Origin of the sequence: Amphritea pacifica (assembly GCF_016924145.1) — a bacterium.
Taxonomy (GTDB): domain Bacteria; phylum Pseudomonadota; class Gammaproteobacteria; order Pseudomonadales; family Balneatricaceae; genus Amphritea; species Amphritea pacifica.
Genome location: NZ_JAFFZO010000007.1, coordinates 88,032 through 113,903, shown reverse-complemented (window position 1 = coordinate 113,903; position 25,872 = coordinate 88,032). Strand labels below are relative to the sequence as shown.

Annotated in this window: 25 protein-coding genes; 19 read left to right on the top strand and 6 right to left on the bottom strand. The window is 52.3% G+C overall.

What is annotated here, in order from left to right; all coding sequences use genetic code 11:
* The first annotated feature begins 396 nt into the window (after nt 1-396).
* From mqo to JW499_RS05345, 5 genes are all read left to right on the top strand, one after another.
* Nucleotides 397-1,893, top strand: coding sequence for a malate dehydrogenase (quinone) (mqo, locus tag JW499_RS05365; protein ID WP_205209636.1), 1,497 nt, complete (start codon nt 397-399; stop codon nt 1,891-1,893).
* A 135-nt stretch (nt 1,894-2,028) separates the two neighbouring features.
* Nucleotides 2,029-2,610: a rhodanese-like domain-containing protein gene (locus JW499_RS05360; RefSeq protein WP_205209635.1), complete on the top strand. Its 582-nt coding sequence runs from the start codon at nt 2,029-2,031 to the stop codon at nt 2,608-2,610.
* Between the two features lie 27 nt (nt 2,611-2,637).
* A complete protein-coding gene (locus JW499_RS05355) occupies nt 2,638-3,069 on the top strand; it encodes a DsrE family protein (RefSeq protein WP_205209634.1) in 432 nt (143 codons plus the stop codon).
* Nucleotides 3,070-3,174: 105 nt separating this feature from the next.
* Nucleotides 3,175-3,741, top strand: a complete 567-nt coding sequence (locus JW499_RS05350) for an LON peptidase substrate-binding domain-containing protein (protein ID WP_205209633.1) — start codon at nt 3,175-3,177, stop codon at nt 3,739-3,741.
* Nucleotides 3,741-4,739 carry a class I SAM-dependent rRNA methyltransferase gene (locus tag JW499_RS05345; protein ID WP_205209632.1) on the top strand — a complete coding sequence of 333 codons (999 nt, stop codon included), beginning with the start codon at nt 3,741-3,743 and terminating at the stop codon, nt 4,737-4,739. Before JW499_RS05350 ends, JW499_RS05345 begins: the two co-directional genes overlap by 1 nt.
* On the opposite strand, the gene JW499_RS22625 is transcribed toward JW499_RS05345, so the two are convergent.
* From JW499_RS22625 to JW499_RS05325, 4 genes are all read right to left on the bottom strand, one after another.
* Nucleotides 4,728-4,985 (bottom strand): hypothetical protein, encoded by a 258-nt coding sequence (locus JW499_RS22625; protein ID WP_269814535.1) that lies wholly within the window; start codon nt 4,983-4,985, stop codon nt 4,728-4,730. The genes JW499_RS05345 and JW499_RS22625 overlap by 12 nt on opposite strands.
* A gap of 62 nt (nt 4,986-5,047) precedes the next feature.
* Nucleotides 5,048-5,737 (bottom strand): diguanylate cyclase, encoded by a 690-nt coding sequence (locus JW499_RS22620; RefSeq protein ID WP_205209631.1) that lies wholly within the window; start codon nt 5,735-5,737, stop codon nt 5,048-5,050.
* 260 nt (nt 5,738-5,997) lie between these two features.
* The gene (locus tag JW499_RS05330) at nt 5,998-6,315 is read right to left on the bottom strand and encodes a DUF3301 domain-containing protein (RefSeq protein ID WP_091353295.1); all 318 of its coding nucleotides are present in this window, start codon (nt 6,313-6,315) and stop codon (nt 5,998-6,000) included.
* Nucleotides 6,315-7,178, bottom strand: a complete 864-nt coding sequence (locus JW499_RS05325; RefSeq protein WP_205209630.1) for a DMT family transporter — start codon at nt 7,176-7,178, stop codon at nt 6,315-6,317. The genes JW499_RS05330 and JW499_RS05325 overlap by 1 nt, the downstream gene beginning before the upstream one ends.
* Before the next feature lie 61 nt (nt 7,179-7,239).
* On the opposite strand from JW499_RS05325, the gene JW499_RS05320 reads away from it, so the two are divergent.
* The 8 genes from JW499_RS05320 to JW499_RS05285 all read left to right on the top strand — a co-directional run bounded on the left by JW499_RS05320 (nt 7,240) and on the right by JW499_RS05285 (nt 17,288).
* Nucleotides 7,240-7,950, top strand: a complete 711-nt coding sequence (locus JW499_RS05320; RefSeq protein WP_205209629.1) for a DUF599 domain-containing protein — start codon at nt 7,240-7,242, stop codon at nt 7,948-7,950.
* A gap of 117 nt (nt 7,951-8,067) precedes the next feature.
* Nucleotides 8,068-9,975 carry a molecular chaperone HtpG gene (gene htpG, locus JW499_RS05315; protein WP_205209628.1) on the top strand — a complete coding sequence of 636 codons (1,908 nt, stop codon included), beginning with the start codon at nt 8,068-8,070 and terminating at the stop codon, nt 9,973-9,975.
* 142 nt (nt 9,976-10,117) lie between these two features.
* The gene (gene ercA / locus JW499_RS05310) at nt 10,118-11,281 is read left to right on the top strand and encodes an alcohol dehydrogenase-like regulatory protein ErcA (RefSeq protein WP_205209627.1); all 1,164 of its coding nucleotides are present in this window, start codon (nt 10,118-10,120) and stop codon (nt 11,279-11,281) included.
* Complete coding sequence (locus tag JW499_RS05305) at nt 11,265-13,046, top strand: PAS domain-containing hybrid sensor histidine kinase/response regulator (protein WP_205209626.1); 1,782 nt, start codon at nt 11,265-11,267, stop codon at nt 13,044-13,046. The genes ercA and JW499_RS05305 overlap by 17 nt, the downstream gene beginning before the upstream one ends.
* Entirely contained in the window at nt 13,036-13,389 is a 354-nt protein-coding gene (locus JW499_RS05300; protein WP_205209625.1) for a TraR/DksA family transcriptional regulator, read from the top strand. The genes JW499_RS05305 and JW499_RS05300 overlap by 11 nt, the downstream gene beginning before the upstream one ends.
* Before the next feature lie 82 nt (nt 13,390-13,471).
* Nucleotides 13,472-14,824, top strand: coding sequence for an ATP-binding protein (locus tag JW499_RS05295; protein WP_205209624.1), 1,353 nt, complete (start codon nt 13,472-13,474; stop codon nt 14,822-14,824).
* Nucleotides 14,817-15,815 (top strand): NADH-quinone oxidoreductase subunit B family protein, encoded by a 999-nt coding sequence (locus JW499_RS05290; RefSeq protein WP_205209623.1) that lies wholly within the window; start codon nt 14,817-14,819, stop codon nt 15,813-15,815. The genes JW499_RS05295 and JW499_RS05290 overlap by 8 nt, the downstream gene beginning before the upstream one ends.
* 18 nt (nt 15,816-15,833) lie before the next feature.
* Nucleotides 15,834-17,288, top strand: a complete 1,455-nt coding sequence (locus JW499_RS05285; RefSeq protein ID WP_205209622.1) for a nickel-dependent hydrogenase large subunit — start codon at nt 15,834-15,836, stop codon at nt 17,286-17,288.
* A gap of 6 nt (nt 17,289-17,294) precedes the next feature.
* On the opposite strand, the gene cobA is transcribed toward JW499_RS05285, so the two are convergent.
* Nucleotides 17,295-18,149 (bottom strand): uroporphyrinogen-III C-methyltransferase, encoded by an 855-nt coding sequence (gene cobA / locus JW499_RS05280; protein WP_205209621.1) that lies wholly within the window; start codon nt 18,147-18,149, stop codon nt 17,295-17,297.
* A 233-nt stretch (nt 18,150-18,382) separates the two neighbouring features.
* Here cobA and JW499_RS05275 point away from each other — a divergent pair, with 233 nt between their 5' ends.
* A complete protein-coding gene (locus JW499_RS05275) occupies nt 18,383-19,624 on the top strand; it encodes a nitrate- and nitrite sensing domain-containing protein (protein WP_205209620.1) in 1,242 nt (413 codons plus the stop codon).
* 25 nt (nt 19,625-19,649) lie between these two features.
* Here JW499_RS05275 and JW499_RS05270 read toward each other — a convergent pair whose 3' ends face one another.
* Nucleotides 19,650-20,978: a hypothetical protein gene (locus JW499_RS05270; protein ID WP_205209619.1), complete on the bottom strand. Its 1,329-nt coding sequence runs from the start codon at nt 20,976-20,978 to the stop codon at nt 19,650-19,652.
* Between the two features lie 168 nt (nt 20,979-21,146).
* Here JW499_RS05270 and hpaH point away from each other — a divergent pair, with 168 nt between their 5' ends.
* Genes hpaH through hpaE form a run of 5 tightly spaced genes read left to right on the top strand, consistent with a single transcriptional unit; the run spans nt 21,147 to nt 25,793 of the window.
* On the top strand, nt 21,147-21,950 hold the full coding sequence (gene hpaH, locus JW499_RS05265; protein WP_205209618.1) for a 2-oxo-hept-4-ene-1,7-dioate hydratase: 804 nt from the start codon (nt 21,147-21,149) through the stop codon (nt 21,948-21,950).
* 9 nt (nt 21,951-21,959) lie between these two features.
* Complete coding sequence (gene hpaI, locus JW499_RS05260; protein WP_205209617.1) at nt 21,960-22,766, top strand: 4-hydroxy-2-oxoheptanedioate aldolase; 807 nt, start codon at nt 21,960-21,962, stop codon at nt 22,764-22,766.
* Between the two features lie 41 nt (nt 22,767-22,807).
* On the top strand, nt 22,808-23,461 hold the full coding sequence (locus JW499_RS05255) for a fumarylacetoacetate hydrolase family protein (protein ID WP_205209616.1): 654 nt from the start codon (nt 22,808-22,810) through the stop codon (nt 23,459-23,461).
* Between the two features lie 14 nt (nt 23,462-23,475).
* A complete protein-coding gene (locus tag JW499_RS05250; RefSeq protein ID WP_205209615.1) occupies nt 23,476-24,261 on the top strand; it encodes a fumarylacetoacetate hydrolase family protein in 786 nt (261 codons plus the stop codon).
* Nucleotides 24,262-24,272: 11 nt separating this feature from the next.
* The gene (gene hpaE / locus JW499_RS05245; protein WP_205209614.1) at nt 24,273-25,793 is read left to right on the top strand and encodes a 5-carboxymethyl-2-hydroxymuconate semialdehyde dehydrogenase; all 1,521 of its coding nucleotides are present in this window, start codon (nt 24,273-24,275) and stop codon (nt 25,791-25,793) included.
* Nucleotides 25,794-25,872 lie beyond the last annotated feature (79 nt).

Genomic DNA, 25,872 nt, shown 5'->3' with positions numbered 1-25,872 from the left:
AATCAGTCTTTAAGCAGCGCAGTAAACAGAGTAAAAATACTTAAATAGAGGTCAGGTTGGAAAATCTTCCTGTTTTGGCTCTGTGGGTAGAAAATCAACCAGGTTTATACCACTTTAGGATGACAATAAGCCTAAGGGATGATGACAATTTACTGCAACGCACAAGATTTTTTCGTAGGAATGCGTATAATCAGCGACACAGTTTCTGCCTGAGATATGAGTTGTTCTGGTGTTATTGAAGCGGGCAACGTATCTATCATGGCTAGCTAAGATAGTTTCAGACTTATCAACGAGTTATATCCTTATTTTTTGTGTTGATATATAACTGTCAGGCCACAAGCCCGCCCCTGAAATCATCTTAGCCTCCATTATTTATAATTGAATGGCGAAGTTAGTATGACCTCAAAATCTGTTGATGTGCTGCTGGTTGGTGCAGGTGCGATGAGCACCACTCTGGGGGTTCTGCTCAAGCAGCTGGATCCATCTCTGACAATCACCATGGTTGAGCGGTTAGACCATGTAGCTGAAGAAAGTACCGATGCAATGAATAACGCAGGTACTGGTCATGCAGCTTATTGTGAACTGAATTATACCTCTCAAAACGATGATGGCAGTATCAATACCGACAAGGCATTTGCTATTAACGCCGCGTTTGAAACCAGCTTGCAGTTCTGGTCCTATCTGGTAGAGCAGGGACACCTTCCCGAGCCACATAACTTTATCAATAATGTACCGCATCAGAGTTTTGTGATGGGTGAAGAGAATGTGGCATTTCTGCGTCGTCGGTTTGAAATACTGAGTGCGACACCGCAGTTTTCTGAAATGGAATACTCCGAAGATCCCGACGTGCTGCGTCAGTGGATGCCACTGATCATGAAAAACCGGGATATTACAGAACCGGTTGCCGCGACCCGCGTACGGTATGGCTCCGATGTTAACTTTGGTGCTTTAGCCCGCAACATGGTCAGGTATCTGGAACAGCAGGAAGGGTTTGATCTGCAGCTGAGTCACTCTGTTGAAGATCTGTCTCAGTACAGCGATGGCGACTGGCGGGTTGAGCTTAAAAATGGCCATACCGGCGAAAAAGAGCATATCCGCACAAAATTTCTCTTTTTTGGCGCTGGCGGTGGGGCTTTACCTCTGCTACAGATGTCTGGTATTCCCGAAGGTGATGGCTATGGCGGTTTTCCTGTCAGCGGTCAGTGGCTGGTGTGCAAGAAACCGGAGATCGTTGAGCAGCATATGGCTAAGGTCTATGGGCAGGCGCCGATCGGTGCGCCTCCCATGTCGGTTCCCCATCTCGATAGTCGTATTATTGATGGCAAACGCGCGTTACTGTTTGGTCCGTTCGCGGGCTTTACCACTAAGTTCCTGAAGAAAGGCTCTGCGCTGGATATGCCGCTGAGTATGCGGCTTAACAATCTGAAACCGATTATGCAGGTGGGGGCTAAAAATATGGACCTGACCCGTTATCTGATCAGTGAGGTGATGCAGTCTCACTCAGACCGGGTGGACTCACTGCGCCGTTTTTACCCGGAAGCGAAAGATGAAGACTGGGAACTCTCTTATGCGGGTCAGCGGGTTCAGATCATTAAGAAGAATGAAAAAGGTCAGGGTAAGCTGGAGTTTGGCACAGAGGTTATCTCCTCTGCAGATAAACGATTGGCAGCACTGCTGGGGGCATCTCCCGGTGCTTCTACTGCAACGCCGACTATGATCAATGTGATTGAACGTTGCTTCCCTGAACGGCTGGCCACGCCGGAGTGGCAGGCAAAGATGAAACAGATGGTGCCTTCATACGGACAGTCATTAATAGAGGATGGCCAGTTACTGCGGTCAGTGCGTAAGCGGACCCTCTCCACGCTGAATCTTGATCGCGACTATCAGGCCTGACCGCTGTTTTTAAAAGTCAAAACCACTCTTCGGAGTGGTTTTTTTATGCCTGTATTTAACTTTAGGGTTTTATTTATTAGTTTTATCTAATATATTCTGTTGCATCAATGGGGGCATACTGTAATGGAGAAAATTATGAAAGGAACGGTACTGGCTGCAGGGGTGTTAAGTTGCATTATTGCACTGACAACGGTTGCTGCTGAAAAACCTGAAAAAGCATCGGCGCAGACTACACTTGATCTGTATGCAACGCCTTCTGAGACCTGGGATGTGCTGCAAAAGGATAGCTCAGCGATTCTGGTGGATGTGCGTGATCCGGTTGAGGTGATGTTTACCGGTTTTGCCACCCCAACCCGTATTCATGTGCCGCTGATGATTGCCAATTCAAAAGGCTGGAACGACAAGAAAAGCAGTTGGGCGATGGAAAAAAATCCTGCGTTTAATGCTCAGTTGACCGACAAACTTAATCAGCTCGGTGCTAACAAGGATACCCCTATCTTTATGATGTGCCGCTCCGGATCACGCAGCGCCTCCGCTGTTAATCTGCTCGCCGCTCAGGGGTATAGCAATGTCTGGTCAGTGGTGAATGGTTTTGAAGGGGGGGTGTTGAAAGAGGGCGATTCCAAAGGGGTTCGTGCTGTTAATGGCTGGCGTAATTCCGGTCTCCCCTGGAGCTATAAGGTCGACCCTCCAGTTGCCTGGCACCCTGCTGAATAATTAAACGGATTGAAGGATTAAACCGAAATGAGAAAAATTGTAATCTCTGCGGTACTGGCCGCAACTCTGGTCGCTCCGATCATGGTTTCTGCAGCAGAAACCGTGGATAAAGTGCTGATCACCCTCACCAGTGCTGAGCAGCAAACCCGGGGCATGGCGATGGTGCTGGGTAACATGATGCAGGCGAAAGGCGCTAAAGTCAGTGTGTTGTTGTGTGATAGTGCGGGTGATATGGCCCTTAAAGAGTATAAATCCGAGCCATTAAAGCCTAAGAATGTTACCCCTGAGCAACTGATGCAGAAGCTGATCTCTGGTGGCGCTAAAGTTGATGTATGCGCGCTCTATCTGCCCAATAAAGGTGTTGGGATGGAGGCTTTACTGGACGGAGTGGGTGCTGCTAAACCGCCGGTGATGGCGGCTGCTCTCATTGATCCGGACACACGGGTGTTTAATTTCTGAATCGCCTGATACCTCGTATGGCCAAAGCGCACTGTCTGTTTTGCTGTGCGCTTTTTTATTGCTGCAAGCATCGTCGACAGGTGTTTTACTCTCTATACTGAGAGAATGAAAACCCTGCCACTATTTCCACTGCCTGTGGTGCTGTTTCCCGGAACTTTATTGCCACTACAGATCTTTGAACTGCGTTATCGTCGCATGGTTAAAGAGTGTCTTGCCCGTCAGGAACCGCTGGTTATTCTTCAGGCCCGACATCCCTCCACTCCGGATATCGATTTTTATACTACGGGTACAACGGGGAGCATCCTCGATTGGCAGCCGCTTGCGAACCAGATGATCGGTATTGAGTTGCAGGGGGAGCAAAGGGTCCGGGTTGCTGCAATAAAGAAAGAGAGTGATGGACTGTTGCTGGGGGAGGTGGAGTATCTTTGCTCCGCTGATCCGGTCGACTTAGCACCGCAATCGACCCGGTTGTCGGAGATTATCGCTCATCTTGCAGAGCATCCTCTGTTATCATTCAGTCCGGCCCGGGTGAGTGCTGAAACTGCTGATGCTTTCAGCTATCAGTTAGCAGCGATGCTGCCTTTTTCAGGCGCTGACAAGCAGCGCTTACTGGAACTCGATGATCCTGTGGCACGACTGGAATCGATTTATACTCTTCTCAAGGAATACTGATGCTTGATCTGATTCAAACGGCGCTGGTGAGTCGTCGCCCGCTACTGGAAACCCTGCATGCGGAAAACAGCGACTGCTACCGATTGTTTCATGGTATTAATGAGGGGATTCCCGGCCTGACAGTTGATCGCTACGGTCCGCAGTTACTGATTCAGACCTTTCATGAGCCGGTCACAGAGGAGCAGTGCGAACAGATTCACCGTGCGGTAGAAAAGTTTCTTGGTTGCACGCTTGAGCGGGTGTATAACGACCGCAGCTCAGCGAACTCACGCCGCAGCGATGATTTTCGTGTTGATGACTGGGAGGGTGTTGCCCATGAACTGGGTATCAGCTACCGGATAAAGGGCAAGCACGAAGGCCAGGACCCTCTGCTATTTCTCGATATGCGCGCGGGTCGTCGCTGGATACAGAAGAATGCTGCCGGGAAGTCTGTTTTAAATCTGTTCTCTTATACCTGCGGGGTCGGCGTGGTTGCCGCTGCGGCCGGGGCCAGTCGCGTATTGAATGTGGATTTTTCAACCCGCTCGCTGGCTATCGGTCGGGAGAACGCCCGGCTTAACAACCTAAGTGATCAGCAGATCGATTTTTTCCAGAGTGACTTCTTTACCGCTGTGAAACAGCTGGCAGGTATTCCGGTTAAGCAGAGAGTAGGACGGGGACGAAAACCTAAACCCTTTCCACGGATTCAGCAGGAAAAATTTGATCTGGTATTTCTGGATCCCCCACGCTGGGCGAAAAGTACATTTGGTACTGTGGATCTGATCCGCGATTATCCCAGTGTGCTGAAACCGGCATTGCTGGCAACGAAACCGGGTGGCCAACTGGTGTGTGCCAATAATGTTGCCAGTGTTGATTATGAGGTGTGGCTGGATATTGTTCAGCGTTGTGCCGTTAAAGCCGGCTGTCCCGTAAAGCAGGTTACCCGGTTAACTCCGGAAAGTGACTTTCCCTCTCCGGATGGAAGATTTCCCCTGAAACTGGCGGTGTTACAACTCTGAATTTATCCGTTTGCTGTAACGGGCCAGTAACTGATGCAGGTGATCATCAATCTGTCCGTTAGCTGTTTCCCGGTCAGCTGCTGAAAAGCTGTCGAGATCGATGTAGGCGCTGCAGTTGCGGCCACTGTTCTTAGCCAGAGACAGGGCTTCATCGGCGCGTTTGATGGAGTTTTCGATGTCGCATTGGGCGCTTAGCTGGGTGATGCCGAAAGACGCTGTTATCTGAATATTTCCCTGTGTCGTCATAATGGGGGTGTCAGCCAGTTTACGTCTGACCCGCTCAATCCCCTTTTGCGCCTCGGCAATCTTTATATCGGGTAAGACAAACAGAAACTCCCCCCGCCATAACGTGCCAGGGAATCACTTTGTCGGGTAAATGAGTGAAGTACTGCGGCAACCTGAGACAGGGCGCTATCGCCAGCATCGTGTCCGTACCGATCATTGACCCGTTTAAAGTGATCAATATCAACTAAGGCGATACAGCAGCTTCGGCTACTGTCCCGGGACATTCTGTTTTTCTCGTAGTTGAGTACAGAGTAGATGCTGCGTCGATTCATTAACCCGGTGACGATATCAAACTGGTTAGTGGTGACAACGCTGAATTCGAACAGTGTCAGCACCTCAAGTATAAAGGCTTCCTGCGCCTCTATCAGGGTTTTATAAAGCAGCAGGTTGACCGGTTGTTGCGATTGCAGGCCGGTCAGTAACTGGTTGGCAACGGCATGAAAATTTTTGTGCTGGATATCGAGATCAAGAAAAAACGGATGATGGAATTTCGGATTATCAAGAATCCGCTTAATCCACTGACCAAACTGGCAATGGGAATGGGAGCAGCAGCAATAGTCCTCCTCTTTAAGAGCCGTATCCTGTGAAATCAGGGCAAGATTCAGGGAGTTAAACCAGCGCTGGTGCTGATGGAACACCGTACGGATATCAGCAGACAGGCGGACAAACTCTTGCTGATCAATTTTTTCTAACAGGTCGTCTAATACTGACATGACGGCTTTCTCACGGGGCTCTGTTTTTACTATTGCTATACCATCCGGTTAAAGCAACTAAGAAGACTGCGTGAGATCAATGATCCGACGGCTTTGGCTGAAGTAAGCCGGAATTACGCATAGTACACAACCTGTACTCCAATCGTTGATGGGATAGCCAACCCTAACAGATGAAAACATCTCATTCCATTGTCCTTATGATGTGGGTCTGACCGACAGTATATTCTGGCTCTAAAGTATGCTTTTATGGCTGGCAGTGATCAGATCCGGTGAGCTTCCAGCGTGATGCCGGTGATCCGGGGGCCTAACAGAACAACCCGGCCCCGTGCCCGGTCTTCACCGGTCGCGGTAAATTCAAACAGATAGGAGCGCCAGATTCTGATCTTGCCGTTGTCATCCCGTTTCAGCCAGATTCCCCGCAGATAGACACTCTGATCCAGTAATTGAAGGTCCAGTTCACGGCAGTGGTTAGTGGCCGCTTTGAGTGCGATCTCCTTCACTTTCAGCGACTGCCACCAGTGCAGCAAAAGCAGTACAATAAGGGTAAGCCAGAACAGGTCTCCCAGATCAAGATACATCAGTTTTTCTCCCGTCCTAACCATACCGAGCCGATACCGCCACTGATAACCAGTGCTGCGCCAATAACAGAGATCATATCAGGAACCTGCTGCCAGAAAAGCCAGCCCAGCAAACCGGCAAACAGTACGCCAAAATAACTGATCGGTGCAATCACGGTTGCTTTGGCATAGCTGTAGGCTTTGGTGTAAAGCCACATGGTGCACCAGATCGACAGACTGATGCCGATCATCAGCGGCACACTGGCGAGTGGCACCGGTTGCCAGCCAGCTAATGCCAGCGGCAGAGAGAAGAGTGCTGAGAGTGCAAAATAGTAGAACAGAATACGACTGGTGGGTTCTGAAAGGGCCAGTACCCGGGTGGTGACAATGGAAACCGATAGCAGCAGGCAGGAAGCCACAGCGGCCAGGTGCCAGGGGTTTAAGCGGCTACCATCGGGCTTGAGTACCAGCGCAATACCCAGAAAACCGATGACTATGGGCAACCAGTTTAGCAGCGGCATCCGGTATTGTAGCCATACCAGCACTAGTAACGGCACCATCAGGGGGGCCGCATTGCGCAGCAGAGAGGCTTCGCCCAGGGGAATATTATTCAGTGCCAGATAGTAGGTGTAGAAACAGAGCCAGCCGGAGAGCCCCCGAATCAGATGTAACCAGGGTTTTTCGGTTTTGAGTGCCCGGAACCCTTTCCGCCCCAGCCAGGGCAGCATCATCAGGGTGCAGATACAGTACTGAACCAGTACGATCTGTTCGATTGAGACAAAACCCGCGGTATATTTGGTCGCGGCGGCGGCCAGGCTCATTAACAGGGTGGTTGCCATTGCCAGGGCTGCACCGCGAATAAGGTTGGAATATTGTTGAGGCAAGGTTGTCTATCCTGTTGCTTTAATTACAATAGCTTATTACATCTACTTCCCGGGAATATCCATGGAACTGCTGATCGGCTTTGTTGAGACAAACTGGGTTAACGTTGTTGCACTCATCTGGTTTCTTGCCTGTTTCAAGGGTTACAACACCTACACCCGGCGCAGAGCCAGAGATACCCACTGTCTCGCCAGTGTGATGCATAACTATCGCCTGGAGTGGATGAACCGGATGCTTCATCGTGAAGTGCGTATCGCCGATGCGGCGGCGATTACCAATCTGGAGCGTAGCGTATCATTTTTTGCCTCATCAACCATGCTTATTTTGGCGGGCCTGATGACCGTACTTGGGTCCACCGAGAAAGCGATCGATGTGGTTGGCGATCTGCCGTTTGTCAATCATGCGACCAAGGCGGAGTGGGAGTTGAAACTGCTGGTGCTGATAGGCCTGTTTATCTACGCCTTTTTCAAATTTACCTGGAGTCTGCGTCAGTATGGTTTCACCTCGGTGATGATGGGGGGCGCTCCACAGCCCGATGATGCCACAGAGCCTGAGCTGAAAGCCCATGCGAACCGATTGGCCGTCATGAGTTCGATGGCCGCTAATAACTTTAATCTGGGGCTGCGCACCTACTATTTCAGCCTCTCTGTTCTCGCCTGGTTTATCAACCCCTGGTTATTTATGCTGATGGTTACCGGCGTGGTCTTTATCCTCTATCGCCGGGAGTTTAACTCCAGTACCCTGCGTCAACTGGTGATCAGCCGGATGGAATAATTTGTCCTGCTTTTGCGATATAGCCCCTTGAAAAGAGAGGGGCTGTCCCCATCTTTAGTGTCAACGATTTTCGTTTTAACAGTAAATCTTTGTAACAGTAAGATTGGGAATTGATAGATGAGCACAGAAACTCAGCAGGAAACTCTTGGCTTTCAAACCGAAGTGAAGCAACTGCTTCACCTGATGATTCATTCTCTGTATTCAAATAAAGAGATCTTTCTTCGGGAACTGATCTCCAACGCTTCCGATGCAGCGGATAAACTGCGGTTTGAAGCACTGTCTAATGACGACCTCTATGAGGGTGATGGCGATCTGCGTATTCGCATCGAATTTGATGAGAAGGCAAAAACCATCACCATCGATGACAACGGCATCGGTATGACCCGTCAGGATGTGATTGAGCATCTGGGAACCATCGCAAAATCCGGAACCTCTCAGTTCCTCTCTCAACTGAGTGGCGATCAGAAAAAAGACTCGCAGCTGATCGGTCAGTTCGGGGTTGGCTTCTACTCTGCATTTATCGTCGCAAAAGAGGTGGAAGTGATTACCCGCCGTGCCGGCCAGCCCGCTTCTGAAGGGGTTCACTGGGTGTCTCAGGGTGAGGGTGAGTTCACCGTAGGAACCGTTGAAAAAGCGCAACGTGGTACCACCATTATTCTGCACCTGAAAGATGAAGAGCTGGAGTTCGCGAATAGCTTCCGTCTGCGCAGCCTGGTGCGTAAGTACTCTGATCATATCTCTCTGCCGGTGATTATGCAGAAAGAAGCGGCACCGGTCGAAGAGGGGGAAGAACCCGCAGCACCCGAGGATGAAACTGTTAACTCCGCTACCGCGCTCTGGACCCGCTCTAAAAGTGATATCAGCGAAGAGGAGTTTAAGGAGTTCTACAAGCATATCTCCCATGACTTCCAGGACCCACTGAAGTGGAGCCATAACCGGGTCGAGGGTAAGCTGGATTACACCAGCCTGCTCTATGTGCCGGCTCATGCCCCCTATGATCTGTGGAACCGTGACACCCCCCGTGGCCTGAAACTCTACGTCCAGCGGGTCTTCATTATGGATCAGGCAGACCAGTTCCTGCCGATGTATCTGCGCTTTATCAAAGGTGTGGTGGATACCAGTGATCTGTCATTGAATGTCTCCCGTGAAATTCTACAGAAAGACCCTGTGGTCGATAAGCTGAAAACTCAACTGACCAAGCGTGCGCTGGATATGCTGGGTAAACTGGCTAAAAACGATCCTGAGCAATATGCGACATTCTGGACTGAGTTCGGTGAAGTGCTGAAAGAGGGGCCGGCGGAAGATCACGCGAACAAAGATACTATTCTTAAGTTGCTGCGTTTTGCATCAACCCATAATGACTCCTCCGTACAGAATGTCTCGCTGGAAGACTATGTTTCCCGGATGCAGGAAGGTCAGGAGAAGATCTACTACGCAGTTGCAGAAAACTACAACACGGCGAAGAACAGCCCTCACCTCGAGATCTTCCGCAAGAAGGGGATCGAAGTGCTGCTGATGTCTGACCGTGTTGATGAGTGGCTGATGAGTCAGCTGTTCGACTTCGACGGTAAGTCCTTCCAGGATGTCAGCAAAGGCGAACTGGATCTGGGTGAAACTGAGAATGAAGAGGAGAAGAAAGCTCACGAAGAGACCGCCAAAGAGCTGGAAGGCCTGGTTGAGCGTCTGAAGAGCAGCCTTGATGCTCAGGTCAGTGAAGTGCGCATCACCCATCGTCTGACTGAGTCCCCTGCCTGCGTGGTGCTGGGTGCTTATGATATGGGTATTCAGATGCGTAAGATTATGGAGGCAGCAGGTCAGGCAGTACCGGAAAGCAAGCCGATCTTTGAGATCAACCCCGAGCACCCGCTGATCAGCAAGCTGGATAACGAGACCGATGAAGACCGCTTCAGCGAGCTGGCACTGGTGGTGTTTGAACAGGCGCAACTGGCCGCCGGTGGGCAACTGGATGATCCGGCCGCCTATGTCGGTCGTCTCAATAAACTGCTGCTTAATCTGATCAGCTAATCCGATAGGCTGTTACTAAAGGCGACCACTGGTCGCCTTTTTTATGTCTGTTACACTGATATAATTACTCGATTACGCATTTGAAAAAGATGCGCCAGAACAATAAGTATATGCAGGGCGTAAGCCCTTGCCGGGATCTGAAATGAGTGATGATATTGCTAATCTGCGAAAATTTGTGGCCCCTGAAATCGTCTTTGGAGCAGGCGCGAGAAAAACAGTCGCCAACTTTGCCCGCTCGTTTGGTGCCCGCAAAATTCTGCTGGTCTCCGATCCCGGCGTTCAGGCTGCCGGTTGGGTAACAGAGGTCGCTCAGGACCTGCAGATGGGTGGGTTTGAGTATGAGCTGTTTACCGACGTTTCCCCTAATCCCCGTTCCGAAGAGGTGATGAAAGGTGCTCAGCTCTATACCCAGCATGGCTGCAATCTGATTGTTGCCGTTGGCGGTGGCAGCCCGATGGATTGCGCGAAAGGGATCGGCATTGTGGCGACCCACAACCGTCATATTCTGGAATTTGAAGGGGTCGATACGATTGAGATGGCAATCCCGCCGCTGATCTTTATCCCCACCACCGCCGGGACCTCTGCCGATGTTTCTCAGTTTGCCATTATCAATGACCAGCAGGAGAGGATGAAAATCTCCATTGTCAGCAAAGCGGTGGTCCCGGATGTTTCTCTGATCGATCCGGAGACAACCGTCACTATGGACCCCTTTCTGACCGCCTGCACCGGCGTGGATGCGCTGGTACATGCAATAGAGGCATTTGTCTCCACCGGTTCAGGCCCGCTGACCGATATGCATGCCCTGGATGCAATCAGATTGGTGAATGACAATCTGGTGGCGCTGGTAAAGGATCCCACAGACCTGAAACTGAGGGAGCAGGTGATGTTAGGGAGTATGAAAGCGGGGCTGGCGTTTTCCAATGCAATTCTCGGGGCTGTACACGCGATGTCACACAGTCTGGGAGGCTTTCTCGATCTGCCCCACGGGATGTGTAACGCCATGTTGCTGGAACATGTGATCGGTTTTAACTTTAAATCCGCCGAAGATAAGTTCCGGGTGGTTGCTGAAACCATGGGGATCGACACCCGGGGGATGAATAACCTGATGGTGCATAAACGTCTGCAGGATCGGGTGATACAGCTCAAACGTGATGTGGGGTTAGTTGAAGGGCTGGCATCCCGGGGCGTTAATCTCAGCGATATACCTGAACTGTCTGCTAAGGCGATCAAAGACCCCTGTATTCTGACCAATCCACGCAGGTCCAGTAAGCGGGATGTCGAGGTGGTCTATGAAGAAGCGCTTTGAGGCTGAGCACTCTTCCAGTGATAAACTCACGATAGAACGGCTGATGGGGCTGGGTGGCCAGTCAGCGCGTAAGAGCCACTATCCAGAACTGGTTGCCAAACTTGAAGAGCTGGAAGAGGAACGAAATCGGTATAAGTCGATCTTTGAGCATGCTCAGCATGGTATTTTTCAGGCCCGGCTGGACAGCGGTCTGGTGGCGGCGAATCCGGCACTGGCGAGAATTTGTGGTTATACCGACCCGCAGCAGCTGTGCAGGCGGGTTGAGTCATTTGCCTCGGGTCTGCTGTTTGATAAAGATGAATATCCGCTGCTGCTGGAAAAACTCAAACTATATGGCAAGCTGTTCGGCTATGAGACCCGGTTGTTGCGTCAGGATGGCAGTGCTGTCGATGTGTCGCTCAATGTGCTGTTAAAAGATGATGACCAGGGCAGCCTGATGGAAGCGTTTGTTGCCGATATTACTGAGCGTAAGAAAGCTCAGGATAAACTCAAGAAACTCAACGAAGAGCTGGAGCAGCGGGTTGAGGATCGTACCCGGGAGCTGGTTTCCCTGAATCAGCAACTGGTCAGCGAGATCAATGAACGCAGTAGTATAGAGCAGGCACTTAAAGTGGCCCGGGATGCTGCAGAGCAGGCGAATAAGAGTAAAGACAAATATCTGGCGGCCGCCAGTCACGATCTGTTGCAGCCCCTGAATGCCGCACGGTTACTGGTTTCCACTTTGCAGGAACGGGAGCTGGCTGAAGAAAATAATCATCTGGTTGAGCGGATCCATATAGCCCTTGAGGGTGCGGAGGAGCTGCTGAGTGATCTGCTGGATATCGCTCGTCTGGATCAGAACGCGGTGCAACCGGATCTGACCAGTATCCCTCTGGATTATCTGTTCCGCATGTTGCAGGTGGAGTTTCAGCCGGTGGCCGAACAGCGCTCTGTTTCGTTGCGGGTGCTGAGTAGTGGTCTCAATATTCGCAGTGATACCCGTCTGTTGATGCGGGTGCTGCGCAATTTTCTCAGCAATGCGTTTCGCTATACCCCGGCGGGCAGGGTTGTGCTGGGGGCGCGTCGTCGGGGAGATCATCTTGAATTGCAGGTGTGGGATACCGGTCCTGGTATTGCGGAAGATAAGCTCGGGGATATCTTCAGAGAGTTTCAACAGATCGATCATCAGTATCAGACCGGCCGTAAAGGAGTCGGTCTGGGACTGGCGATTGTTGAACGGATTGCCGGAATGCTCGACCACCCGATCAGAGTCAGCTCCACGCCGGGTAAGGGCACCATGTTCAGTGTCTCGGTACCGATCAGTAGTGAACCGGTGCAGCCGATCCTACAACCACAACAGATACCGCAGCAGGATCTTAGTGGCCGCCCGATTCTGGTGATCGATAATGAACAGGATATTCTGGTCAGCATGCAGGCACTGCTGGAGCAGTGGCACTGCGAGGTTTGCATGGCTATTGACCCGGCAGAAGCGATTGAAAACTATCTCAGTAAAGGGGTAAAACCGCAGCTGATTCTGGCCGATTATCATCTGAACAATGATGCCACCGGTGTTGAAGCTGTTGATCAGGTGCGACGCTATGCCGGTTATGATATTCCCGCTGCTATTATTACCGCTGACCGCTCTCCGGAAGGGCGTAAGCTCTTTCGTGAACGGCAATTGCCGGTGCTGAATAAGCCGGTTAAGCCGGGTAAACTGAGGGCGTTGATCAGCCACCTGCTACAGCCCCCTCAACAGGTTGCGGAGTCGTGTATTGATGGATCGTGAGCAGCTGGAGCGGTGTCACGAGGCACTGACTAAACTGAAACAGCAACTGAGCGAGGAGATAGCCAGTCTGGAACAGAGTGCCAGGCCTGTCCAGCTGGATCAGCAGGCGGTTGGCCGGGTCTCCCGGGGTGATGCGATGCAACAACAGAGTATGGCGCTGGCCAATCTTGAACAGTGTCGTCAGCGGATGCAGGAAGTGATGCATGCAGAACAGCGTTTCAGCGAGGCTGAGTATGGTTACTGCGAACATTGCGATAGTGTGATCAGTCTGTCGCGCCTGCTGGCCCGCCCCGAAAGCCGCTTTTGTCTTGGCTGTCAGTCAGCGTTGGAGCGCACTCAATGATCGTTTTGCACTTGTCTTATCCGCAGAGTAAGCTGGATTTCATATGCTGAATAAGCGCTTTTAATAATCAGTGATACAGCCGATGGCCTCTAAAAAATCAAAGGATATTGCTGAAACCCCTGAGCTGGCGGATGAAGCCTGGGTCAGTGTTATCCAGAAAATGGATGAAACCTATGCTGACCTGGTGCATTACCAGGTTGAGATAGAGCGGAAAAACCTTGAACTGGAGCAGACCCAGGGGTTTCTCGACAGTGTCCAGAGCGCCATGAATGACGTGCTGATCGTGTGCGATAAACAGGGTGTTATTCAGCAGGTTAACAGTGCTCTGGAGCAACTGACCGGTGAGCAGGCCGACCGTCTGATAGGTAAACCCTTCGTCGAGCTGGTTGCCCAGCCTTATCAGACTAAAATTACCGCTATGCAGAATCAGCTACGGCTGACACCGGTGCGGGACTGTGAGGTGGAGCTGGTGGGGCATGAGGGGGGGGTGCCGCTGGCCATGAACTGCAGCCCTCGTAAAGATAAACGAGGCCGGATGGCGGGTATGGTGATGGTTGGCCGCCCCTTGGGGGAGCTGCAGAAAGCCTACAAAGAGCTGAATAAAACCCATGCAGAGCTTAAGCTGGCACAGGAGCGCCTGATTCAGTCAGAAAAGATGGCATCCCTGGGGCGCCTGGTGGCTGGTGTTGCTCACGAGCTGAATAATCCGATCAGTTTCGTCTACGGTAATATGCATGCCTTACGCCGATACACCGAAAAACTGGTGACCTACTTTAATGCGGTGAGTGAAAACAGCAGTAGAGCAGAGTTGCGGGAACTGCGGGAAAATCTGCGTCTCGACAGAGCGATTCAGGATCTGAATTCGCTGGTCGCCGGCACCATGGAAGGCGCGGACCGGGTGCGGGATATTGTCCGTGATCTGCGCCAGTTCTCCTCCTGTCAGGAAGCGGAGAAAACCCTGTTTGATTTCAATCACGTGATTAAAACGGCGCTGCACTGGATTATCAAAGAGAGCAATCGTCCGGTGCAGGTCGATCTCAATCTTCCGGCTCAGTTGATGGCGCTGGGGCATTCCGGGCAGATACACCAGGTGATTGTCAATCTGATTCAGAACGCCGTCGATGCGATGCAGCAGCAACCCCAGGCGCGGCTCGAACTCAGTGCAGGAGAAACCGCTGAACGGGTGTGGTTCACCATACTTGATAGCGGTCCCGGCCTGCCAGAGGAACACTTGTCCCGTGTATTTGATCCCTTCTTTACCACTAAACCGGTGGGGGAGGGAACCGGACTCGGTCTCTCCATCAGTTATGGCATTGTCACTGAGCATGGAGGCAAATTATCGCTTCATAATTATCCTTCCGGGGGCGTGATGGTGCGATTGGAACTGCCTAAGCAAGCGCCGTTATCAGGAGACCGGGAGGATATAAATGGCTAATCTACTCTGGCTACAGTCCGGTGGATGTGGCGGCTGTAGCATGTCTCTGTTGAATGCTGAATCGCCGGATCTGATGACCACGCTTGATGCTGCCGGAATCCGTTTGCTGTGGCACCCCTCCCTCAGTGAGGAGAGTGGATCGGAAGTGATCGCGATATTGCAGCAGGTGATTGATGGAGCGATTCCGCTGGATATCCTCTGTATAGAGGGTTCGATGTTGATGGGGCCGATGGGCACGGGCCGTTTTCACCTGATGGGAGGCACTGGGGTGCCAATGATCAACTGGGTACGGCAACTGGCAGAAAAAGCGCAATATACCATTGCCGTCGGCAGTTGTGCGGCTTATGGTGGCATCAGTGCCGCCGGTGATAACGTTACCGAAGCGACCGGTCTGCAGTTTGATGGGGATCTTAGTGGTGGTTTGCTGGGGGCTGATTACCGCTCCGCCAGTGGTGACAAAGTGATCAATGTCGCCGGATGCCCCACCCATCCAAACTGGGTGACTGATACCCTGCTACAGATCGCCCTTGATGAATTTGATCCCGGGCAGGTGGACAATCTGGGACGTCCCCGAAGCTATGCAGATCACCTGGTTCACCATGGCTGCACCCGCAATGAGTATTACGAATATAAGGCCAGTGCCGAACAGCCTGGGCAGCAGGGTTGTATGATGGAGAATATGGGGTGCCTTGGCACCCAGGCTCATGCGGACTGTAATATTCGTCCCTGGAATGGCGAAGGTTCGTGTACCAGTGGGGGGTACGCCTGCATTAACTGCACCGCCCCTGAGTTTGAAGAGCCCTCTTATGCGTTCACCAAAACCCGTAAAATTGCCGGTATTCCGGTGGGCTTGCCCACCGATATGCCGAAAGCCTGGTTTGTCGCACTGGCATCACTTTCCAAAGCGGCAACCCCGGAGCGACTGAAAACTAACGCTGTCTCTGAGCGGATCATCTATCCCCCCAGTAAGCAGAAACATGAAAAACAGTAACCGTAGTAAGCTGAGCTGATGAGTCGAATTCTGGTAGGCCCGTTTAACCGGGTGGAAGGGGATCTTGAAATTACACTGGATATCGCTGACGGCCGGGTTGACAGTGCAAAGGTTAACTCGACCATGTATCGCGGTTTTGAACAGATATTACAGGGCAAAAACCCGCTCGATGCGCTGGTTTATACGCCCAGGATCTGTGGTATCTGTTCGGTCAGTCAGTCGGTGGCCTGCGCCTATGCACTGGCTGATGCGATGCAGATGGGGATGCCGCGTAATGGTGAACTCTGCACCAATCTGATCCTTGCCAATGAAAATATGGCAGACCTTTTAACTCATTTCTATCTCTTCTTTATGCCGGATTTTGCCCGGCCCGTTTATGCTGCCCAACCCTGGTATGAAACCGTGGAGCGACGTTATCGTGCGGCGAGCGGGGAGGCGGCCCGGGAGATGCTGCCTGCCCGGGCAGAGTTTCTCCACCTGATGGGCCTGCTGGCGGGCAAGTGGCCCCATAGTCTGAGTATTCAGCCGGGTGGCAGCGCCAAACCGGTAGAAGCCCATGACCGGTTGAAAATGCTGGCAATACTGGCCGGTTTTCGCCGGTTTCTGGAACGCCGCCTGTTTGGCGACACACTGGAGACCATCAGTCAGCTGAACTCGGTGGCTGAGCTGTCGCAGTGGGCGGCCCAGAAACCCTGGCAAAGTTCTGATCTGCGAACCTTTCTGCACCTGTCTCTACAGCTGCAACTGGATCAGTTGGGAGCTACGACCGTGCCGTTTATGAGTTACGGCAACTATCCGTTGGAGGGGGAACGGCTGTTCCGTCCCGGTGTTATCGATGCCCAGGGGACGCGAACACCGCTGGATAGCAACCAGATTACTGAAGATCTCTCTCATGCCTGGCTGACCGGGCAGGACAGGCCTCAGCACCCAGAACAGGGCGTGACTCAGCCCTCTCTGGAGAATCAACAGGGCTACAGCTGGTGTAAAGCCCCGCGTTTGGATGGACAGGTGATGGAAACCGGTGCCCTGGCCCGTCAACTGAACAACGGACACCCTCTGATGATGGACCTGGCTGCCCGTAGCGGCGCTAATGTCCATAACCGGATACTGGCAAGATTATTGGAGCTGGCTATAGTGGTACCGCAGATGGAACGCTGGGCGCGGCAGATCGATCCCTCAGAGCGGTTTTGTTTGCATAGTGCGATGCCTGATAGCGCCGTCGGTGTCGGTATGGTCGAAGCCGCCCGTGGCAGTCTGGGACACTGGATCGGTGTTGAGAAGGGGCGAATCAGTAATTACCAGATTATCGCGCCGACTACCTGGAACTTCTCTCCCCGGGATAGTCAGGGAGTTCCCGGTGCGCTGGAACAGGCGTTACAGGGCACACCGCTGCCGGATGGCGAGAAAGACCCGGTGTCAGTGCAACATATCGTCCGCTCGTTCGATCCCTGCATGGTCTGTACGGTGCATTAAAGGTTTTCAGACTATCATCGCGCCGACCTGGCTTTGACTCTGCCTGTGGACACGGGTGACAACCTGGCCAACATAGATCAGCGCAGGGGCCTTAATCTGGTTAGCGGTGATCGTTGCTGCCATCTGCTTAAGGGGTGTTTCGATGGCGCGTTGCTCGTTATGGGTGCCATTTTCGACGATCAGAACCGGATAGTCTTCCGCTAATCCCGCTTTGATCAGCTCAGAACTGATCATCGCAGCTTTCGAAACGCCCATATAGAACACCAGGGTTTCATCGGTCCTCGCCAGGTTGCTCCAGTCGATCTCGTGGTTCTGGCTGAACTGCGCCGTAATCAGTCTCAGCCGGGTCGATAGCCCCCGTTCGGTCAGCGGGAAGCCCAGGCTGGCTGCGCAACCGGAGGCGGCAGTGATACCGGGAACGATGCTGTAGGGGATGTTTTCGCACCGCAGTGCATCAAGTTCCTCTCCAAGCCGGCCAAACACCAGAGGGTCGCCCCCTTTCAGACGCACCACATGTTTGCCTTTTATGGCATGTTGCACCAGTATGGAGCATATTTCCGCCTGGCTGGCACTGTGATTGCCCATTCGTTTACCTACATAGATCAACTCAGGGTGGCCCGTTATGCCTGCCAATAGCTCCTGACTGACTAGTGCATCATAGACGATGATGTCGGCTTCATTGATGAGTCGCCAGGCTTTCAGCGTTAATAGTTCAGGGTCGCCGGGGCCCGCGCCAATCAGGTCTACCCGCCCCATTGGTGCAGGTTTAAGCGGGCTGTGAAGCCTCAATGGGCTGCCGCTTAAACGGCCTCTGTTGCCGATCCACTCGCGCAGGTAGCGCATAAAATCCAGACTTATCATGAGTGCTCACTCCCGTTTTCGATGAACAAAAAAAGCCCAAAGCTCGTATGAGCTTTGGGCTTCGTTACCCGACGAAAACAATATCGTCATCTTATTTGTCGTTAATCAGTAATAAAGCAAAGAGCATGCCTGATCTGTTTAATCTGTGCTTCAGGAGGATGGCACTGTAATTGCTGCAGTTTGTTCAGAAACATTACATTGAATGCTTAACTGTCAGGTAACCTTCTGAACCTATGAAACAAACTGCTGTTTCCCCCGAATCATTTTTTCTGGCTGCAAAACAGTCCGAGATCAATACCATTACTGAACTCAAATCGATGCTCAGATGGGTAACGCTGATCTGTGAGTTTATTCATCAGTTGCAGCGTGAACGGGGGCTCTCAAACCGGCTGTTAGCCGGGGGCGGTGAAAAAACCAGACCGCAGATGATGGCGCAGCTGGCGCAGACTGATCATGCCCGCGAAGCGATGAATGAGGGGCTGGTGGGGGTTTATCAAACCGCCATAGAGTGCACCATGAGTGCGAAGCTGCTCAACCTGATCGCTTCCGCTTTGCTGGCGTTAGAGGGATTACCAGCGCTGCGGACTGATATAGAAAAGTCACGGATGCAACCGGTTGATGCTACGGCCTGTTATAGTCGCCTGATAGAAAACCTGTTGCTGATTGTTTTCGAGGTGGCAGATCATGCCACCGATCCGGATGTAACCCAGGGGTTGAGCACGCTGTTTCATCTGATACAGGGGAAGGAACTGGTGGGGCAGGAGCGTGCCTGGACCGTTGTGGGGTTTGCCAGAGGCAGTTTTTCAAGCCGGTTATGTGAGCGGCTTGAGCGGGTGAAACAGCAGCAGGTTGAAATTTTCAGTGGCTTCCAGCAAACCGCCAGCGCTGAGTTAAATACCGCCCTGTCTCAGCTTGAAAGCAGCGATCTGATTGCTGATTTCAAACAGCTGAGAACCCTCAGAGACCGATTGCAGGATGGTCAGCAGGTGAACCCTGAACTTGCGGATACCTGGTATGAAAAAGCCACACTGTATATTGATGAACTTCATGGGCTTGAAATTCAGGCAACCGAACAGATTCTGACACTCTGTGATAACCGGGTCGATCTGGCAAAGCGTAACCGCTCTGCAGCACAGGACCAGATTGCGGCACTGACCAGTATCAACCCGAACAGAGACGAAGTCATCGGGCGGGGGCTTTTGAACGCGGCGAATCCTTCGCATCCGATTCAATCGTTGATTTTAGAACAACGCAAGCAGATTCTCGATCTGACCTCGGATCTGCAACGGGCTAAAGAGGCGCTTGAAGCGAGAAAACTGGTTGAGAGAGCCAAATCAATCCTCAAAGACAATATGAATCTGGATGAAGAGGCGGCCTACCGTACGCTGCAAAAAAGTGCCATGGATCAGAAACTGCCGATTCAGCAGGTTGCGCTGGCAATCATCGAAGCCTATAAGCGATCAACCTATCGCTGATCTGATTCTTCCAGACTGAAGGGGGTTAGCGTACCCCCATCGCCTGCATCAGAAAGATCACCCCACACCCTACAGCGATCATTACCAGATTGTACGGCAATTGGTTGCGGATGATTTCACTGTCTGTCGCATGAAAGCGGGACTTCATTATAAAGTTCAGGCCGCTGAAGGTGCTGCCAGACATCGCCAGTGCGGTCCCCAGGATATAACTGATTGCCATCAGGTTCGGCGTGGTTGTGATATCGGCCAGTAAACCCGCGAAGATCGCGACCAGAGCCAACTGATGGATACCCAGATAGGCCAGACCGACGATCATCATCAGCACCAGAGAAGCAACCCCGGCATTGGTTTCAGTGAACGGCAGGCTGATCAGGCCCACCCCGATACAGGCTTTTACCCCCGCAGCGAGTACCCCGGCAGCCATAAACAGACTGATCTCTGCCCGGCTTTCAGAGAGCTTTGCGGTAATGTGCTGCGACATTTTCTCAGTCGATCTGGCGATACCCGTTCGCAACGTCAGCAAGCTGACAGGGACAATAATGGACAGCAGTGATACCAGAAACACCGTGGGCAGTTGAGGCTGTTGCCAACTGAGTAGCAGAATCATCCCGATCAGCGCAAAAGGCATTGCCAGCGTTTCTCGTTTCAGGGGAAATCCCGCATAGCTTTGCAACGCAGTGGTTGCCCGGACACGGGCTTCAAGCGAACTGAGGAACAGACCGGCCGTTGCGATAGCGATAGAGAAAGGGTAGATCTGTGACAGTTCAACACCGGGTACCTGCTCCAGCACCAGGGGTAATATGCTAAGAAAGGGTGACCAGAGCACCGCCATGCCGAAACCCCGGCTGAGCACCAGTTGCGACAGCTGATCGATCCCCTCATGTTTTTTAATCTGGTCACCGACAACGATCACTGAAGAGAAGTTGGCGACCGATGAGAAGAAATGCATTCCTAATAGCGTCGTGACAAAGCTGCGCAGGCCAGGTTTGCTGACTTCACAGCCAACATTGCTTGCCATGCCGATGAAGCTGATCGCCGTGAGTAACATGGCCAGCTTCAGATGGGCACCAAACAGGGGTTGCAACGACATATCCGACCCCTGGCTCCAGGCCAGCAGCGCTGCCGCTATGCCCGCAACAAACAGCATTACAATCTGTTTGCGCTGCTTGGGCTTAAGCCGTGGTGCTTCGATGACTATATAGATCCAGCACAGCAGGGTTGCCACGCCGGCTAAGCCCAAAGGCAGCACTGTATTTGTCAGTGTCAGCAGGCACATCATTAAAACAGTGATGCCGGCTATGCGCGCTCCCGGCCAGTGGCTGCTCAGATTTTTGGTAATACTCTTGGTGGTCATCCTATAACCTGCAAATAAAAGCTGGAATTTACTTAATATATTAAGTATATTATCGTTAATATGTTAGCCTTTCCAGTGTGGAAGATAAAATGGACAGGGTAATCGGCAAACAATTTTCAGGCTGCAGTTATTGATTGCAGCGGTCAGCATTATGATGGAAGGTCAGATATGTTAACAGAACAGCAGATAAAAATAGCCGCAGAGAAGCTCTATCAGGCAGAGAAGGATCGTGTTCAGATCCCAGCCCTGACACTCGATTATCCTGATATGACTATGGCTGATGCCTATGCTGTGCAGAAAACCTGGGTCGATCAGAAGATTGCCAACGGTGCTAAGGTTAAAGGGTACAAGATCGGACTTACCTCACGGGCAATGCAGATGGCGGTGAATATCGATCAGCCGGATTACGGTGTGCTGCTGGATGATATGTTCTTCGCCGATGGGGCTGAGATCAAAGCGTCTGATTTCCTCGATCCCCGTATCGAAGTGGAACTGGCTTTCGTACTTAAAGATCGACTGGAAGGTGACGATGTCACCATCTTTGATGTGCTCAATGCCACCGATTATGTGATTCCCTCGCTGGAGCTGATCGCCGCCCGTTGTCACCGTACTGACCCTGAAACGGGCTATACCCGCAAAGTGTACGACACGATCGCCGATAACGCCGCGAATGGCGGCATCATTCTCGGTGGCCGGCCGATTAAACCGATGGATATCGATCTGCGCTGGGCCGGAGCTTTGCTCTATCTGAATGGTCAGATTGAAGAGACCGGTATTGCCGCAGGCGTATTGGGTCATCCGGCCAATGGTATCTGCTGGGTATGTAAACGCTTCGCCCCTCATGGTGTAGCGCTGGAACCGGGTCAGGTGATTCTGGCCGGTTCATTTACCCGCCCGGTACCGGTAAAAGCGGGTGATACTGTGCATGCAGATTACGGCCCACTGGGCGGTATCTCAGTGAAGTTTGTTTAAGAGGTGGCTATGGAACTTCCTGTTAATAAATTCAAGCAGGGCCTTAAAGGCGATAAACCGTTATGGGGGCTGTGGTTGGGGCTGCCCGACGCAACCTGCGCTGAGCTGGTTGCCGGGGCCGGGTTTGACTGGCTTCTGATCGACAGCGAGCACGCACCCTTTGAACTGGACTCAACGATGCGTCATCTGCAGGCGATTGCCCCCTACGGTGTACCTGCGATTGTGCGTCCGGAGGAGGGCCGTACCGCATTGCTGAAACGGATTCTGGATATCGGTGCGCAAACCGTTCTGGTACCCATGTGTGACACCGCAGAGCAGGCGCGGGAGCTGGTTAAAGCGGTTAAATATCCACCCATGGGTGTGCGGGGGCTGGGGAGTTCACTGGCCCGGGCGGCTAACTGGAACCGTATCCCCGGTTATCTGCAAAAAGCCAACGATGAGATCTGTCTGATCGTCCAGGCTGAGACGGTGACCGCCATGGCCAACCTCGAAGAGATCGCTGCGGTTGAGGGGGTGGATGCGGTGTTTATCGGACCCTCTGATCTGTCAGCGTCGATGGGCCATATCGGTAATCCCGATCACCCTGAGGTGGTCGAGGCGATTGAAAATGGCTTTAAGGTGATCAATGCGGCGGGCAAAGCGGCGGGGCTGCTGTGTATCAACCCGGCTAAAGCGCATCACTATGTTGAGAAGGGTGCGAAGTTTGTCGGTGTGGGAGTCGATACGTTGTTACTGGGCAATGCGGCCAGACAACTGGCAGAAAGCTTTCAGTCCGGGGACAACAAATCTGATTCCACTGGCTCCAGCGGATATTAAATTCAGGCACAAGTTTAGGTACAGGTTTAGGTGAAAGTGTAATGAGTAAAAATCCAATCGTGAAAGGTAAGTTAGTCTGTGTGGCGCTGAACGATGCTGAACAGTTCAATGCTATGCAAGCCGAATTCGCTGAAGCACCGTATAAAGGTGCCCCACAACAGCCGGTTCTCTATTTTAAACCCCACAACACCTGGAGTACCGATGGTGCCGTGGTTGAGTGGGCGCAGGTTGATGGTTCACCCGCTGAGCAGATGGTGGTGGGTGCTTCACTGGCCGTGGTGTTTGGCAAAGAGTGCTGCCGTGTCAGCGAAACAGAGGCGCTGGACTATGTCGAGGGCTACACCCTGGTGCATGACTTCTCGCTGGTAGAGCAGAACTACTACCGCCCTGATATCAAAGGTAAGTGTCTGGATACCTCTGCACCTATCGGTGCTGATGTGGTTGCCGTTGCCGACCCGCAGGCTCTGACGGTCGTTACGTCGGTGAATGGCACGGTCGTCAATGAGACGCCTGTTTCTCAGCTGGTGCGCGGCGTTGCTGAGCTGATCAGCACAATCTCCTACATCATGACACTGCAGCCGGGCGATGTGATCGCAGTGGGTTTCCCGGGCCAGCGGGCAACCGTTGCACCGGGCGACAAGGTCCACTCCGTGATTGACGGTGTTACCGAACTCAACAACACACTTGGCCAGTAAGGAGATCATTCAGAATGAAACACGCACGCGTACTTTTTAATGGCTCCGAACTGGATGTCACCGTTGAAGACTCATTTGCCGAAACGGGTCAGCTGAAATCTAAAATTGATGGGCAACTGATTAACGAAGCGGATGTCACCTGGCTGTGTCCGGTGAAGGAGCCCGGTACTATTTTCGCCCTGGGTCTGAACTATGCGGATCACGCCGCTGAACTGGCGTTTGAACCGCCGAAAGAGCCGCTGGTGTTCCTTAAAGGTGCCAATACCCTGACCGGCCATAAACAGAATGCTTACCGTCCGGATAACATCGAGTTCCAACACTATGAGTGTGAGCTGGTGGCGGTGATCGGTAAAGAGGGTAAGAACATCTCCCGTGAAGATGCGATGGACTACATCGTCGGTTACACCGTGTGTAATGACTTTGCCATCCGTGATTATCTGGAAAACTACTACCGTCCTAATCTGCGGGTGAAAAGCCGTGATTCACTCTGTCCGATTGGCCCCTGGCTGATCGACAGGGATGATGTGGGTGATATTACCAACCTGAAACTGACGACCCATGTGAATGGCGAGCTGACTCAGGAAGGCACCACTGCGGATATCATCTTTGATGTGCCGTTCCTGGTGGAATACCTGAGCAAGATTATGACCCTGAAGCCCGGCGATATGATCGCCACCGGTACCCCTAAAGGTCTGAAAGATATGCAGCCGGGCGACACCGTTGTCTGTGAAATTGAAAAAGTAGGTGCTCTGGTAACGCACATCGTTTCTGAGCAAACGTTCTACGGCGATAAGTATTGAGGTATAGATTGATGAGTGCACAACTACAAGAGAATATCAGTAAAGCAGAAGCCTATCTGGCACGTTTTAAAGAGAACACTTTGGGCCATTACATCAATGGCGAGTGGACTCTGGGCAGTGGTGAAACCTTTGATAACACCACACCATTTGATCAGAGCTATCTGGGTAAAGTGGCTGCGGCAACAGAAGACGATGTAAACGCGGCCTGTGAAGCAGCGGCAGCAGCAGCGGCTGGCTGGGCGGCAACGCCGGGTGCTGAGCGACGCAAGATTCTTCATCGTCTGGGTGACGAACTGGAGAAGCGTGCTGAAGAGATCGCCATGGTTGAATCGATGGACTGTGGTCAGCCACTGCGCTTTATGCGTCAGGCGGCGGTGCGTGGCGCAGCCAACTTCCGTTTCTTTGCCGATCAGGCGCCCGAGGCGCGCAACGGTCTCTCTCTGCACCAGGCTGAGCACACCAACTTTACCGTGCGCAGTCCAATCGGTCCTGTTGCCGTGATCACTCCGTGGAACACGCCGTTCATGCTATCTACCTGGAAGATTGCCCCCGCACTGGCAGCCGGTTGTACCGTGGTACATAAGCCTGCCGAGCTGAGCCCGCTAACCGCATCCATTCTGGCCGAGTGTGCTGAAGCGGCAGGCCTGCCGAAAGGTGTCTGGAACATGGTTAACGGCTTCGGTACGGTTGCCGGTAAAGCGCTGACTCAGCACCCGGCTATCAAAGCGGTTGCACTGGTAGGCGATTCTGCCACCGGTAAACTGATTCAGGCACAGACGGCACAAACGCTGAAGCGTCTGCATCTGGAACTGGGGGGTAAGAACCCGGTTATCGTATTCGATGATGCCGATTTTGATCGTGCCCTGGATGCCGTGGTCTTCATGATCTACAGTCTGAACGGTCAGCGTTGCACCAGCTCCAGCCGTCTACTGATCCAGAGTGGTATTAAGGACAGGTTCCTGGCTGCGCTGAAAGCACGTGTAGCAAACATCAAGGTAGGTCATCCACTGGACCCTGAAACTGAAGTGGGTCCCCTGGTTCATACCGGTCACTACGATAAAGTCACCAGCTACTTTGAAATTGCTAAGCAGGATGGTGCCACCATCGCTGTCGGTGGCAAGTCTCTGCGGGATGAGATGGGGCCGGGTAACTTCGTCACCCCAACCCTGTTTGTTGACGCGAAGAACACCATGCGTATCGCTCAGGAAGAGATCTTTGGTCCGGTTCTGACCGCGATTGAGTTCGAAACCGAAGAGGAAGCGATCCAGCTGGCTAACGAGACTGTTTATGGTCTGGCAGGCTATATCTGGACCAGCAATACCGGTCGTGCAATGCGTATGGCACATGCTGTTGAAGCCGGTATGCTGTGGGTTAACTCGGAAAACAATCGTAACCTGCCATCCCCATTCGGCGGCGTTAAGATGTCGGGTATTGGTCGTGACGGTGGTGACTGGAGCTTCGACTTCTATATGGAAACGAAGAATGTGTGTATAGCCCATGATACGCACAAAGTCCCCGTCCTCGGCCGCTAATCGTCTAAGCTACTGCGCTTGATCATACGGCGTTGGAAGCAGGTTCAAAGTGCTCATTTAGCAGGCTAAACTGCGCGCA